Source organism: Paenibacillus dendritiformis, from assembly GCF_021654795.1.
GTDB lineage: Bacteria > Bacillota > Bacilli > Paenibacillales > Paenibacillaceae > Paenibacillus_B.
Genome location: NZ_AP025344.1, coordinates 3,634,515 through 3,648,266 on the forward strand (window position 1 = coordinate 3,634,515; position 13,752 = coordinate 3,648,266).

13 protein-coding genes are annotated in these 13,752 nt (G+C 57.7%); 1 reads left to right on the top strand and 12 read right to left on the bottom strand.

What is annotated here, in order from left to right:
- Positions 1–3: 3 nt before the first annotated feature.
- The 12 genes from dinG to L6439_RS16060 all read right to left on the bottom strand — a co-directional run bounded on the left by dinG (position 4) and on the right by L6439_RS16060 (position 12,244).
- The gene (gene dinG / locus L6439_RS16005; protein WP_213468248.1) at positions 4–2,859 is read right to left on the bottom strand and encodes an ATP-dependent DNA helicase DinG; all 2,856 of its coding nucleotides are present in this window, start codon (positions 2,857–2,859) and stop codon (positions 4–6) included.
- A 117-nt stretch (positions 2,860–2,976) separates the two neighbouring features.
- Positions 2,977–3,609, bottom strand: a complete 633-nt coding sequence (locus L6439_RS16010) for a tetratricopeptide repeat protein (RefSeq protein WP_213468247.1) — start codon at positions 3,607–3,609, stop codon at positions 2,977–2,979.
- Positions 3,610–3,795: 186 nt separating this feature from the next.
- Positions 3,796–4,182, bottom strand: a complete 387-nt coding sequence (panD, locus tag L6439_RS16015; protein ID WP_168181340.1) for an aspartate 1-decarboxylase — start codon at positions 4,180–4,182, stop codon at positions 3,796–3,798.
- Positions 4,167–5,078: a pantoate--beta-alanine ligase gene (gene panC, locus L6439_RS16020; protein ID WP_213468246.1), complete on the bottom strand. Its 912-nt coding sequence runs from the start codon at positions 5,076–5,078 to the stop codon at positions 4,167–4,169. The genes panD and panC overlap by 16 nt, the downstream gene beginning before the upstream one ends.
- Positions 5,075–5,956, bottom strand: a complete 882-nt coding sequence (panB, locus tag L6439_RS16025) for a 3-methyl-2-oxobutanoate hydroxymethyltransferase (RefSeq protein ID WP_168181338.1) — start codon at positions 5,954–5,956, stop codon at positions 5,075–5,077. The genes panC and panB overlap by 4 nt, the downstream gene beginning before the upstream one ends.
- 355 nt (positions 5,957–6,311) lie before the next feature.
- On the bottom strand, positions 6,312–7,283 hold the full coding sequence (locus tag L6439_RS16030) for a biotin--[acetyl-CoA-carboxylase] ligase (protein WP_213468245.1): 972 nt from the start codon (positions 7,281–7,283) through the stop codon (positions 6,312–6,314).
- Positions 7,280–8,569 (bottom strand): CCA tRNA nucleotidyltransferase, encoded by a 1,290-nt coding sequence (locus L6439_RS16035; protein WP_213468244.1) that lies wholly within the window; start codon positions 8,567–8,569, stop codon positions 7,280–7,282. The genes L6439_RS16030 and L6439_RS16035 overlap by 4 nt, the downstream gene beginning before the upstream one ends.
- A 71-nt stretch (positions 8,570–8,640) precedes the next feature.
- Positions 8,641–9,801 carry an N-acetyl-alpha-D-glucosaminyl L-malate synthase BshA gene (gene bshA, locus L6439_RS16040; RefSeq protein WP_213468243.1) on the bottom strand — a complete coding sequence of 387 codons (1,161 nt, stop codon included), beginning with the start codon at positions 9,799–9,801 and terminating at the stop codon, positions 8,641–8,643.
- 67 nt (positions 9,802–9,868) lie between these two features.
- On the bottom strand, positions 9,869–10,567 hold the full coding sequence (bshB1, locus tag L6439_RS16045) for a bacillithiol biosynthesis deacetylase BshB1 (protein ID WP_213468242.1): 699 nt from the start codon (positions 10,565–10,567) through the stop codon (positions 9,869–9,871).
- Positions 10,567–10,989, bottom strand: a complete 423-nt coding sequence (gene mgsA / locus L6439_RS16050; protein WP_168181506.1) for a methylglyoxal synthase — start codon at positions 10,987–10,989, stop codon at positions 10,567–10,569. Before mgsA ends, bshB1 begins: the two co-directional genes overlap by 1 nt.
- Before the next feature lie 41 nt (positions 10,990–11,030).
- Positions 11,031–11,834, bottom strand: coding sequence for a 4-hydroxy-tetrahydrodipicolinate reductase (gene dapB, locus L6439_RS16055; RefSeq protein WP_213468241.1), 804 nt, complete (start codon positions 11,832–11,834; stop codon positions 11,031–11,033).
- A gap of 29 nt (positions 11,835–11,863) precedes the next feature.
- Positions 11,864–12,244 (bottom strand): nucleotide pyrophosphohydrolase, encoded by a 381-nt coding sequence (locus tag L6439_RS16060; RefSeq protein ID WP_168181504.1) that lies wholly within the window; start codon positions 12,242–12,244, stop codon positions 11,864–11,866.
- 166 nt (positions 12,245–12,410) lie between these two features.
- Between L6439_RS16060 and L6439_RS16065 the strand changes: the two genes are divergently transcribed.
- On the top strand, positions 12,411–13,280 hold the full coding sequence (locus L6439_RS16065) for a YitT family protein (RefSeq protein WP_213468240.1): 870 nt from the start codon (positions 12,411–12,413) through the stop codon (positions 13,278–13,280).
- Positions 13,281–13,752 lie beyond the last annotated feature (472 nt).

Consider the following 13,752-nt stretch of genomic DNA (forward strand, 5'->3'; position numbering starts at 1 on the left):
CGCCTATTTTTCGTGCTCGCTTAACCACGCTTCGATTCTGGGCACCAGCTGCACATTGGCCATGTGCTCCATCTTCGGCCCAGGAAGCGAATATAAGAAATGTTTGCCGTAGCTCGTCTCGATTACCCGCGTATCGTACACGATGACGATGCCTTTGTCCTGAGCGGTCCGCACAAGGCGTCCGAAGCCCTGCTTGAAGCGGATGACCGCCTGCGGAACCGAATATTTCCGGAACGGGTTCTGCTTCTGGCGCTTCAGCCGATCGCATTTGGCTTCGACGAGCGGATGGTTCGGCGGCTGGAAGGGCAGCCGGACAATGGCGAGACAGGTAAGCGCGTCGCCGGGAATGTCGACGCCTTCCCAGAAGCTGCTCGTACCGAGCAGCACGGAGGCCGGCTGCTCCCGGAAGCGGCGAGTCAGCTTGCTGCGGTTCCCGCTGTCGATGCCTTGGCCCAGCACCTGGATGCCGCTTGCGCTCAACGCTTCCTTCAGCGGGTCGTACACATCCCGGAGCATGCGGTACGAAGTGAACAGGACGAGCATCCTGCCGCGCGTGACGAGCGCCACATCCCCGATCGATTTCGCGAGCGTCTGATTGAAGACTGCGTCGGACGAGCCTTTGACGCTGGGGAAATCCCGCGGGATTACGACCAGCGCCTGCTCCCGGTAATTGAACGGGGAAGGCAGAATCACCGTATGCAGCCTGCCGTCATTGGCGGCTTCCGCAAGGCCGATCTGTTCCTGCACGAACTGAAAGGACTTGTCGACGGACAGCGTCGCCGAAGTGAGGATGACGCTCTTTTTCGGTTCGAAGAAATACCGGTTCAGCGCGTCGCTCACATCAACCGGCACGGCATACATTTGCAGCGACTTGAATTTGAACTGCGTATTGCCCTCCATCCAGTAGACCGTCTCCGGATCCGATCCTTGCATGAACAGGCGGAAATCGTCGCGCACCTGTCCTACATCCTTCAGCAGCCCGCTAATATCGACGATGACGCCTTCGAGTTCTTCGTCATCGGCCTCTTTCCACTCATTGACCAGCTTTTCGCCCGAGCGCACGATGTCGCTGAGCCGGGTGTGGATCGATTTTTCCAGCTCCACCGCTTCGGGCCACTCTTCCGGACGCTCGCCGGCCGGGAGACGAAGCACCGTCTGTCCGCCCTCGAATTGACCGGCTTCCCCCGAAGGAAGCAGCTGATACAGCATATCATGCAGCCGATCCCATTGCTCCTTGACGTCGACGATCTGCTGGAGCAGCTTATCGATCCCTTCGGCCCAGATAAGCGCTTTCTCATGGCCTGACAACCGGAGGCGCTGTTGAAGCACGACAAGAGCGCCGCTCTTGCTGTCTTTGAACAGCCGGGTCAGCGGGTGAATGAGTGAAAAATATTGCAAATTCGTCCCCAAGTGCTTGCCGGCCGTCTCCTCGAAATGATGGGCCTCGTCAATGACGAGATGCTCATAGCTTGGCAGCAGACGATGGTCGGCCATCACGTCGGTAAACAATAACGAGTGGTTCGTAATGACGATATCGGAGAGATTCGCGTTATTTTTGGCCCGGTGATAGAAGCAGCGGCGGAACCAAGGACAGGAACGGTTCAGGCAGGAATCGCTGTCGCTCGAGACCGAATCCCAGAACTCGGGCCCTTTATGCACGAGATGCAGCTCCTCGTCATCTCCATGTTCCGTCCGGCTGAGCCATACGAGCAGCTGCGCCGCTGTAATGCTGTCATCTCTTGCGTGAACGAACTCTCTGTTACTTATTTTATGTTCAAATTTACGCAAACACAAATAGTGACTGCGTCCTTTTAAGATCGAAACCTTGAATGAAAAAGGAACAATCTGCTCCAATAGCGGCACATCGCGCTGTCTCAGCTGCTCCTGCAGGTTGATCGTATGGGTGCTGACCACAACCTTCTTCTCGTGAAGAACGCTGTGATACAGGGACGGCAGCAAGTAGCCGAGCGACTTGCCCGTTCCCGTTCCGGCTTCGATCAGCAGATGCTTATTCTCATCGAGGCACTCCATCACTTCGTTGAACATCTGCTCCTGGGAGGCCCGAGGCTCGTAGTGATCCAGCATCGCTTCCATCCGCTGCTTCACTTCATCGAGAAAGTGGCGGAATGATTTGCCGGCCAGCGGATTGTCCGCGGACGCGTCGCGAGGCGGCGGCGTATCGGTCCAATCGTCGTGCTTGAGCATCAATTGGCGGTAAGGGAAGTAGCCTTCCTCCTCCCAGCTTGCCATATTCCGCTCCCGTTCGCTCAGCTTCTCCGCCAGCAGCCACTTCAAATCGCGTTCTTCGTGATCCCCGAACACATCCACGACGCCTTGCAGCGTAAGCAATGGCAAGTCGTCAATGGCTTCCATGCACCGGCGGAAGATCTCGGCCGTCGCAAGCGCATCGCTGTCCGCCTGATGAGGCCGATCATGCGCAATGCCGAAATCATGAGCTACGGAACCTAGCTGATAAGAAGGAAGCGAAGGGAACAAAATGCGAAGCAGCTCGATCGTGTCCAATATCCGGCCGGTGAACGGCAAGTAACCCGTCTGCTCCAGGGCCTGCCGCAAATATTGGTAATCGAAGCCGACGTTGTGGCCGACCAGGATCACGTCGCTCAGCAGCGGGACCATCCCGGTCATGGCCTCGTCCAGTTCTGGCGCATCCTGAACATCGTTATCGGAAATCCCCGTAAGATTCGTGATAAATTCGGGTATGCTAACCGTCGGACGGACCAGGGTGTGATATTGTTGCTCTACGTTCAGATCATGCCCCAGAACGACAAGGCCAATCTGTATAATTTCATCGCTGGGCTGATTGCCCGTCGTCTCAAAATCCAACACAGCAAATCTCATTATCTGTTAATTCCTCTCACCGATTTCTGTTCTTAGCATAACAGATGATCGGCTATTTGGAAATGCACAGAGGGAAACATCTGTGCGTATTTTTTACGAACAGGTTTCCCTCTCTGGTTACGGCATGTGAATCCACTCACCGCCATATTGCAAATGATCGCCATCCGACAGACACGCTTTCAAGTTCAAAACAGGCTCTGGCAGTGAAGGATCAAGCAGATGCGCTTTGCTGAAGTATTCCTTCGCTTTGGAAAGATCCCGCTGCTCGGCGCTGATGCACCCCAAGGCATTGTAAGCGATCGCTTTGAGGCATTTGCTCTCGGTCAGAGGAATGATGAGCTGAAAATGATGTCCCGCTTCCTGATTCCGGCCCAGATGCAAATAACTCATGGCCAAATAAATACGGCTGTCGATATGGTCCGGCCTTATCGATGCCGCCGCTTCCAAATGCTTGACGGCTTCATCATACATCATCAGCATGTAGTATCCCTGACCTCGCTGGAACGGATCCGTAAAATCGGGCAACGCCGGCTGCGGCTGCGCCTCGATCCCGTCATTGGAACTGTGAGGACGCAGCGCGGCGAGCTTCTCCTCGAACCGAAGCCACTCCTCCACGATGTAATCGCTCATGGTGGACAGCACCTTCAATTGCCGGTCCAGTTCCTGCTTGCGCTCTCCCGCCGCTTGGGGATACTGGCGAATTAATTCATCCAGCACTTCATTCATCGTCGCGAATACTTGTTGCAGCACGATTCCATCCCACCTTTACGAGTGATGCGTATCGTCGATAACGGATCTACGTTCATTGTGTGTTAAGGGGGTGGATTTCATTCCGCGCTCCAACGTTTCCCCAACGGAGCCTGGCGCTGTCAAGGGCTTGGCCTTAGCTGGGGGAGACGTGCATGCGCCCGCCGTGAGAGCGGCCATTGGATCGTATTATTTAATCGTCGCGTGAGCTTCCGTTCCGGCCAGCAATTCCACCGGCTTGTTCTCCCCATCGACGAACACGATTTTGGGCTGATAGGAACGCGCTTCTTCGTCGGTCATCGCGGCATAGGAAATAATAATGACGTTGTCTCCGGGCTGCACAAGCCGCGCTGCCGCTCCGTTCAGGCAGATGACCCCGGAATGGCGCGGACCCGGAATGACGTAAGTTTCCAGACGGGCGCCGTTGTAATTGTTGACAATCTGCACTTTCTCATTGGCCCAAATGTCGGCGCATTCCATCAGATGCTCATCGATCGTGATGCTGCCCACATAATTTAAGTTGGCCTCCGTCACCGTCGCGCGGTGAATTTTCGATTTCATCATTTCACGGAACATAAGCGTCCTCCTTGACGGCTGAACAGCCGGTTGTCGATTAAGCGGGTCCGACCGAAGCGGACCGCCAGCGCGATAAGCACGTCGCTCCCCGCCTGGCCGAGCGGTTCCCCGGAAGGCAGCGCCTGCAGCGCCGGGAACGTCAGGATGTCAACGTAATCAATATCCGCCAGCGGCGCTTCCTCGATAACCTGACGGATGCGGGACTTTACTTCTTCCGCCGTAAGCCCGGGTTCCTGCTCCAGCCATTCCTCCGCCATGCGGAGCGAGCGCGATAAGCCGAGCGCCTGCTTCCGTTCCTCCCCGCTCAGGTACACATTCCGGGAGCTGAGCGCGAGCCCGTCCGCTTCCCGCACGATAGGGCAAGGCACGATCGCGACGTCGAAGTTCAGGTCGGCCACCATCTGTTGAATGACGGCCACCTGCTGCGCATCCTTCATTCCGAAGTATGCGCGATCGGGCTTGACGATATGGAACAGCTTGGCGACGACGGTCGTGACGCCGTCGAAATGGCCCGGGCGGGACGCCCCGCACAGCGGCTCGGTCACTTCCCGCACATGTATCGTCGTCTTCGTCGGCTGCGGATACATTTCTTCCGGAGACGGCAGAAAGACGATATCGATGCCAAGCGAAGCCGCGAGCTTCAGATCCCGCTCCTCGTCGCGAGGATATCGGGCCAGATCCTCGTTCGGCCCGAATTGGATCGGATTGACGAAGATGCTCAGCACGGTGACCGCGCAGTGCTCCTTCGCCTGCCGCATCAGACTGGCATGGCCTTCATGAAGATAGCCCATCGTCGGGACGAATCCGACCTCCGCCGGCCCCGATTGCCGTTCCGCTTCCTGCCGCAGCCTGCGGACCTCGGTCCGCAACTCGGGGATGGTCCGTACGATGATCATCGGCCATCCCCCTCTTCCTGGCCCGCATGCCCGTACAATTGGACCTGCACTTCTTCGTCTGCCGCGAACGAATGGCCTTCCGCCGGGAAGGCTCCCGCTTTTACCTCACGAACGTAGGCCCCGATTCCCTCTTCAATTATGGCGCCGATATCGGCATAGGTTTTGACGAACCGCTTCTCGCGGTAATCCGCCGTATAGCGCAGCAGATCGTGGAATACGAGCACCTGTCCGTCGCAGCCCGCTCCCGCCCCGATCCCGATCGTCGGAATCGAAAGCCGTTCCGTAATATAAGCCGCCACCTGCGCCGTCACCAGTTCCAGCACAATCGCGAAGGCGCCGGCCTTCTCCAGCGCCAGGGCATCCTCCAGCAGGCGGTTCGCATCCTCGGCCGTCTTCCCTTGAATGCGGTAGCCGCCGATCTGATGCACCGACTGCGGCGTCAAGCCGATATGGCCCAGGACGGGCACCCCTGCCTGCACGCACGCTTCGACCGTACCCGCGATCTCTCTGCCGCCCTCCATTTTGACCGCATGGGCATGGCCTTCCTGCATAATGCGGCGGACGCCGGCCAGCGTGTCCGACATGCTGCCGTGATAGGTCATGAACGGCATATCTGTCACGATGAAGGTGCGGGGCGCTCCCCGGCGCACGGCCCGCGAATGATACACCATATCGTCGAGCGTGACCGGCAGCGTCGAGTCATAGCCGAGCACGACATTGCCCAGGGAATCGCCGACGAGTATCAGATCGACGCCGGCCGCTTCCGCGAGCTGGGCCGACGGATAATCATACGCCGTAACCATGGCCAGCTTCTCCCCGCGCCCCTTCATCGCTTTCATTTTCACAATGCTTAACGGTTGTGTTGCCATCTCGTACATCCATCTCCTTTTGCAGAGGCTGTTCAAAAAGTCCGCTGCATCGCGAAACCTTTGTGAACCCGGACCGTTTGGGGCCGGCCTCCTTTTGTTGTTCGGCCTCGGTTCTTCTCTTTAGTGTGCGCAAAACAAAAAAACCTTTCAGCATCTCCTGCTAAAAAGGTCACCAAAGAGAAAAAGAGGTCGCATGCGGACGTCCTTCTGTCTCGGTCCCTTCGGCTCAGAGCAGATACGTGCATCACGTTCGTCAAGGAATATGTACTTGTCGGCACGATGTTCCTTGCTTACCCGGGTGAGTGCGATTCTCTGCCGAGATACCGCCTCACCGACTACAGTATAGCAGATCCTTGGATCGGTTTCACCCGGAAAAATGCACATCCCCGGAAAAAACTTTTTGCACCGCTCCCGTCTTGTCCCTGACCAGAAGAGCGCCGGATTCATCCAGTCCCACCGCTACGCCCTCCAGCGGCCCCTGCGGGGTCTCGACGGTCATCCGGCGGCCGAGCGTGATGCTCTGCGCCTCCCACAACGTGCGGATGGGCCCGAACCCTTCCTCCTCGTACAAGCGGTACAACTGCTCGAGCTCCTGCAGGCAGGCCGCCACCAGCGACGCCCGGTCGATTTCCTGGCCTGTCACGATCTTCAACGACGTCGCCCGGTCTTGCAGCTCCTCCGGGAAGTCCGCGGCCTCCAGGTTGACGCTAATGCCGATGCCGGCAATCACATAGAGCAGCCGCTCGTCCTCGGCGGCCGACTCAAGCAGGATGCCGGCCACTTTTTTGCCGTCGGCCAAGATGTCGTTCGGCCATTTGATCCCGAGCGGGGCCGACGTCAGCTTCTTCATCGCCCGGAACATCGCGACCGCCGAGAGCAAGGTCAGATGCGGCGTATACGGCAGCGGAATGCGGGGGCGCAGGACGATGCTCATCCAGACGCCCTTGCCTGCCGGCGAATGCCAGACATGCCCCTGGCGGCCCCGGCCGCCCGTCTGTTCCTCCGCCAGCACGACCGCCCCCTCTGGCACGCCTTCCTTCGCCCAGGCGGCCGCTTCGTTCTGCGTTGACTCCGTCTTTTCCAGGATGCGCAGCCGGTTGCCGAAGGCGCCCGGCGCCAGCTTGCCGAGGAGGGCCGCCTCATCGAGCCGGGTCGGCTGGGTCACGAGCCGGTACCCGAGCTTCGGCACGGCGTCGAAGGCGTAGCCCTTGGCGCGGAGGACGTTGATCTGCTTCCAGACGGCCGTCCGCGTAATCTGGAGCCGGCGGCTCAATTCCTCGCCGGAAATATATTGATCCGGGTGTTCCCGGAACCAGTCCAGTAGTTTTTGATTCATTCTTTGTTCCACTCTTTCTCCACGTATTTCCTGAGCGCGTCGCGCTCGTTCGGCACGTCGCCGAGCGCGACCGCAAGCCAGGCGGCTTCGAGCGCCTCGCGAAGCCACGGCCCGGCCGGCCGTTCCGCCGTTTGGAGCAGATCCCCGCCCGTCAGGGCGATATCCGGCAAGCGGCGGACGGCGATGCGCTGGAGCGAGGCTTCGCCGTCCCGCAGGAACGGCGCAAGCCGCTCCTCCGGCACGCCGGCCAGCGCCGTGCGGCAGGCGTGCCATCCGCGGAGCGCGTCCTCGCCGCAGGCGTAGAGCGCTTCCGCGTAGGCCCGGCGCCAGGCGCGCTCGCCGCCGGGCCCGGCCAGGGCGGCCTCGCCTCCGGCCGCCAGCCGCTCCTCCGCGCGCAGGACGCCGAGCACTGCGTCCTGCTGCGCGCCCGAGAAGCGAAGCGCCTGCACGATGCGCTTCGCTTCCGCCTCGCCGGCCGCCAGGCCGAGCAGCAGCGCGGCGAAGCGCAGCTCGGGTCCATCCACCGCTCCGAGCGCGCACAAGAGCCGCGGCCAGCCGTCCGGCGCGGGGCCCGCCAGCGCGCCGAGCGGCTCCTTCGCATAGCGCAGGAGCCCGCTGCGCGCCAGCATGGCCCACCCGCGGGCCGGATCAGATCCCGCGGTCAGCTTCCACAGCTCGTCGCGCACCCGTTCCATCGCGACATAGCGCAGCGTCTCCCGCTGGCGGAGAAGCGCCCGCCACGTCGACTTGGCGATGCGTCCGCCCAGCAGCGACGCGAACCGGACGCCCCGCAGCATCCGCAGGGCGTCCTCGCGGAAGCGCGTCTCGGGATCGCCGACGCAGCGGATAAGGCGCCGTTCCAAATCGTCCCGGCCGCCAAACGGATCGCGAAGGCGCCCTTCGATATCAAGCGCCATCGCGTTGATGGTAAAATCGCGGCGGCGGAGATCCTCCTCCAGATCGCCGATGAACTCGACCTCTTCGGGCCGCCGATGATCCTCATAGGCCGATTCCTTGCGGAACGTCGTCACCTCATAGGTATAATGAGCCGTGACGACCGTTACCGTCCCATGCGCGAGTCCCGTGGGCACGACGCGCCGGAACAACGCCGTCACCTGCTCCGGCAGAGCGGAGGTGGCGATATCGATGTCGCCGATCGGCCTGCCAAGCAGCCTGTCCCGCACGGAGCCTCCGACAATATAAGCTTCATGCCCCGCGTCCAGCAAGCGGCGCATCACTTCCCGAGCCTCCGCGTACAGCAATTCTTCTTCAAGATTTCCTTTCATCCCTGGGTCACCCCTTTACATGCAAGCGCGCGCAATGGCAGCCATTGCGCGCAATAGATTCCGGCTCTACGTTAACAGACGGGCTTCGGAATGCCTGCCTCTTGGCCGAGCACCCGGTAATAAATTTTTTCATACTCCCATGTAATCAGATCGTTACAGAAATCGTGGCGTGCCCGATGCAGACACGCATCGCGCATCGTCTCGGCGAGCCGCGGCTGGCTCAGCAGCTGAATGGCGTAATCGGCCATCGCTTCCGTATCTCCGATCGGGGCAAGGAATCCGGTCTCTCCATGCTTCACCAGCTCCGGAATTCCTCCGGCCTCCGAACCGATTGTCGGCACGCCGCAAGCCATCGCTTCAAGGGCAACCAGACCGAAGCTCTCTTTCTCCGAGGGAAGCAGCAAGCAATCGGCCATCGAGATGACTTGGGCGATTTCATCCTGCTTGCCGAGAAAGTGAACCCGGTCCTCCAACCCCATCTCCCGGATTTTGCACTGCACCTTCGGCATATCCGGCCCTTCGCCGACGAACACGAGACGGGCAGCCACTTCCTGTTGCACGCGATAAAAGATATCCACGACATCCGCCACCCGCTTCACCGGTCGGAAATTTGAAATATGCATCAAAATTTTTTCAAACGGATAAGCGAATTCAGCGCGGAGCTGAGCGACATCCCGCGGATAATAGACGCGCTTGTCAACGAAGTTATAGGTCAAATCGATCGGACGGGCGATATCCAACAGCTCCCGTGTTTCTTTGATCAGATCTTGGGAAACGGCAGTAACCGCATCGCTCTCATTGATAGCGAACCGAATCATATCCTTGAGCGATTCATCCTGGGCGAGAACGGTAATATCCGTCCCGTGCAGCGTCGTGACGACCTTCAGATTCGGATGAGACATCTGCTTGGCCAGGTAGGCGCACACCGCATGCGGCACGGCATAATGAACATGCAGGACGTCCAGCTGCTGCATATTGGCTACCTGCGCCATTTTATTCGCCAGCGACAAATCATAGGGCGGATAGCGAAAGACATAATAATCGTTGACATCCACTTCATGATAGTAGATATTCTTCAAGAACCCGGATCCGAGGCGGAATGGTATATTGTGGGTAATAAAGTGCACTTGATGGCCGCGCTCCGCCAGAAGCTTCCCCAGCTCGGTCGCAACGACGCCGGAGCCTCCGAGAGACGGATAGCAGGTAATTCCGATTTTTAGTCCTTCCTTCAAGCCGATTCCCTCCTGTCTGTTCGAAAATGCTTCGTTGCATGGCATCCATCATGCCCTGAACGGATATTTATAAAAAGGCGGAAACGGCATATGGCCCCTTCATCGCAAATCCTTCGGCCATGGCAAAGCCTCTGGCCTGCCCAAGCAAGGCGTCTCGCGCCTCGACCCGTTCCACATACCCTTGATTAAGCGGCGTCAGGACGACATCATCCGTCCCGCTCGGACGGATGAATTGAGAAGAATAGGCCTGCAGCGCCTTGCGCTTCTCTTCATAGACATCCGTCACATCGAGCAGAATCTGGGCAGGAGCGATATCATTAATGAAATAATAAAAAACCTGCTCTACCTGATGCGCTGGCATATCGGGCATATAGCGGCGAAGCTTCGCATTGAAAACCGCTTCCTGCACAATGCGGCTGCATTGAATATGATCAGGGTGGCGATCCTCCCAGTATGGCATAAATACGATGCGCGGACGATAGCGGCGGATCGCGCGCACGACCGCATCGATATGCTCGCGCCGGAGCTCTAGCCCCCGGTCAGGCAGCTTCAGATTGTCTCGAACCGTCAGGCCAAGAATGTCGCTTGCCTGCTGCGCCTCGCCGCGCCGCCGCTCCACCGTGCCATTCGAGGACATCTCCGCCTCCGTCAGATCGCAGATGCCGACACGAAAGCCGAGCCTCGTATGCTTGGCGATTGTGCCCGCCATCCCGATCTCCACATCGTCCGCATGCGCGCCGAAGGCAAGGATATCCAGCTCTTGCATTACTCTTCCACTCCCGGCTTGTATTTATGAGACAATTCCCGCCATGCAAAATCGCCGCGCTGCAGCGCCTTAACCAAAATTTCCGCCGTCGCGACATTCGTCGCCACCGGAATGCCCTGTACGTCGCATAGACGAAGCAGCGCGATAATATCTGGCTCATGCGGCTGGGCCATTAACGGATCACGCAGGAAAATAATCAGATCCATTTCATTTTCGGCCACAAGTGCGCCAATCTGTTGATCGCCGCCGAGCGGCCCCGATTGGAAGCGATGGATGTCCAAATCGGTTTGCTCCATAATGCGAAGCCCCGTCGTGCCCGTCGAGTATAACTGGTGGCCGCGGAACACACTCTCATACGCCGTCACGAAGTTGACCATCTCGTCTTTTTTGCGGTCATGTGCGATAAATGCGATTTTGTACATGTCGTAACCCTCCGTTGCGATATCCCCTGTAAAAAACGGGCTTAGTCGTCCAGCAGATGTTCAAATCCGTAAACCAGCTCTTGAAGCTCCATCACTTTCTTCACCGCGACGTTGACGCCCGGCATATAGCCGGCCCGTTCATAAGAATCATGGCGAATTTTCAAGGTTTGTCCATAACCGCCGAAAATAACCTCCTGCTGCGCAAACACCCCGGGAAGCCGTACGCTATGGATGCGGAACCCATTATAGTACCCTCCGCGCGCGCCTTCCAGCTTTTCTTCTTCGTTCGGATTGCCCTGGCGCTTCTCTTCTCTCGTCTCCGAAATGAGCTCGGCCGTCTTAATCGCCGTCCCCGAAGGCGCGTCCAGCTTTTGATCCCCGTGATATTCAATAATCTCAACATCCGGGAAATATTTGGCCGCCTGCTGCGCGAAGCGCATCATCAAGATCGCTCCAATCGAGAAGTTCGGCGCGATGAGGCCCCCGATTCCTTGATTCTTGCACATTTCGCCCAAGCGTTCAATATCTTCCGGAGCGAATCCCGTCGTTCCGATCACCGGGCGAACCCCGTATTGGATCGCCAGCTCGGTATGCTGCAGGACGGCCTGCGGCGTCGTGAAATCAACCATCACATCCGGCGCGCTCGCTTCCAGCGCCTTCTCAAGATCGGACTCGACGATGACGCCGCAGGGCGGCAATCCGGCCAGCGAACCGGCGTCGACAGGTCCGGCTGAACGGTCGACAGCGGCTACGAGGCGAAGCTTGTCATCTCCCAGCACCATTTTTACGACTTCCCGGCCCATTCGTCCTCCTGCTCCGACTACGGCTACTTTGATTTGTTCCATCCTCGCCCTTCCTTTCCTTATCGTACCCGCTAAGCGTCTGGATCTTTCTCGATCCGAGTCCACCGATCAGCGTCTCTCGTGGTGAATTTGTGCATGACGTCGTCATGCGCCTTCGTCAAGTCAATGCCAAGCGAATTGGCAAAGCACAATAGAATGAACAGGATATCCCCGAGCTCCAGTTCGATGGAATTGTCCGCTTCCGAAGCCTTTTTCGGCTTCTCGCCATACGAATGATTCACTTCTCGGGCCAATTCGCCGACCTCTTCCGACAAACGCGCCAACAAGGCAAGCGGGCTGAAATATCCTTCCTTGAACTGCGATATGTAACGGTCCACTTCGCGCTGCATTTCCGCCAACGGCTTCTCGCGCAGCGACGACAAGAGCACCTTCAAATCCGAATTTGTCGCCATGCCATCCCCTTCTTCGTCAGCTGTTTCATGTTTCATTTCTGCTACTATGTTAACGTATACCCGGCTGGAAAACAAATGCTTTTTATATGTAACTTATTTCGATATACTAAGAATGCGCCGCTGAGGCGCGAAGTTTATCTTCACTAAAAAAGGAGCCTTGCCACACGTGAATTCGACCTGGCTGAAGCGCATATGGCAGACCTACCTGCCAATAACGATCGGAACCGCCGTGTACGCGTTCGGTCTGATTTACTTCATTCTTCCCAACCAGCTTATGGAAGGCGGCGTCACCGGGATTACGGTGCTGCTGAACTATGCCGCAGGCATTCAGCCGTCCATTTCCACGCTTTTGCTGAACATCCCGCTTTTTGCAATCGGGTGGAGAGCGTTGGGAACCCGGCAGTTAATATACAGCATCTATGGCGTTCTGTCCCTTACCTTTTTTTTGTGGCTGTTCGAACGGGGCGTGGCCCAACATTGGATCCTCCCGTTCCAGACCGAACATGATTTCATCCTTGCTCCCCTGTATGCGGGGGTTACGTTAGGGGCCGGCCTTGGCATCGTGTTCCGCTTCGGCGGCACGACCGGAGGCGTAGACATCCTGGCCCGCATCGCGAACCGAAGGTTCGGGATCAGCATGGGGCAGTTCATTTTGCTGCTCGATATCTTCATCATCGGCTCCGCCTTATTCTACATCCCGAAGGAAAAAATACTGTACACTCTCGTAACCGTTTTCATCTCTTCCCGAATCATCGATTTTATTCAGGAAGGGGCGTATGCGGCCAAAGCCTTCACCGTCATCACCGACCATGCCGAAGCGATCTCGCAGGCGATAACCGGCGAGATGGAACGAGGGGTAACGCTCATTCCAGTCATTGGAGCCTATTCCCGTGAACAAAAGCAAATGGTGTACTGCGTCGTCAGCCGCACCGAAATGCGACGTTTCAAAACGCTCGTCAAACAAAACGACCCGCGCGCTTTCATCGTCGTCAGCGATGTTCATGACGTGCTGGGAGAAGGCTTCCGCGAAGACTGACCGCAATGAAATATATCGGGGATGAAGACTCGTAACATTTTGAAGCCGCCGGGGGCTCACGCTTCCGGTTTTTGTTTGCTTGCTTTTTAAAGGGAACGAACGATGAATGGCTGGCCATTCACGTCATGCATGAGCGGATAAGTCGGGAAATAGACCGTCTCATGTAATTATCGCATGCTTCATGAGGGAATACCCGGTCCGGCAACTGGAGCGCCTCGGTAACGCATGTATTCCCTCTGGAAGGCGAGATTTGCTCCAAATAGCATAGGATCTGCATGTCATGTAATCCAGTGTGATTCATGGCTGTCAGCGCTCTTTTCACTACTCTCCCGTTGCGTCAGGCAGCCTATGCTATACGATTCTTCAATAATTCCCCTCGTCCCGCCCAGGCCTCCTTCCGCCACTTTATCCTGATATCCCGTTCATTCAGAAAAACCGATCTATCTCGATGCAAAAGGGGGAATGTCTTGAA

Excerpts from the sequence above, each read along its gene's own strand:
- L6439_RS16035 (WP_213468244.1), bottom strand. The coding sequence starts at position 8,569 with ATGAAAGGAAATCTTGAAGAAGAATTGCTGTACGCGGAGGCTCGGGAA.
- L6439_RS16030 (WP_213468245.1), bottom strand. The coding sequence starts at position 7,283 with ATGAATCAAAAACTACTGGACTGGTTCCGGGAACACCCGGATCAATAT.
- panB (WP_168181338.1), bottom strand. The coding sequence starts at position 5,956 with ATGTACGAGATGGCAACACAACCGTTAAGCATTGTGAAAATGAAAGCG.
- dinG (WP_213468248.1), bottom strand. The coding sequence starts at position 2,859 with ATGAGATTTGCTGTGTTGGATTTTGAGACGACGGGCAATCAGCCCAGC.
- dapB (WP_213468241.1), bottom strand. The coding sequence starts at position 11,834 with ATGGAACAAATCAAAGTAGCCGTAGTCGGAGCAGGAGGACGAATGGGC.
- L6439_RS16060 (WP_168181504.1), bottom strand. The coding sequence starts at position 12,244 with ATGGCGACAAATTCGGATTTGAAGGTGCTCTTGTCGTCGCTGCGCGAG.
- bshB1 (WP_213468242.1), bottom strand. The coding sequence starts at position 10,567 with ATGCAAGAGCTGGATATCCTTGCCTTCGGCGCGCATGCGGACGATGTG.
- panC (WP_213468246.1), bottom strand. The coding sequence starts at position 5,078 with ATGATCATCGTACGGACCATCCCCGAGTTGCGGACCGAGGTCCGCAGG.
- mgsA (WP_168181506.1), bottom strand. The coding sequence starts at position 10,989 with ATGTACAAAATCGCATTTATCGCACATGACCGCAAAAAAGACGAGATG.
- panD (WP_168181340.1), bottom strand. The coding sequence starts at position 4,182 with ATGTTCCGTGAAATGATGAAATCGAAAATTCACCGCGCGACGGTGACG.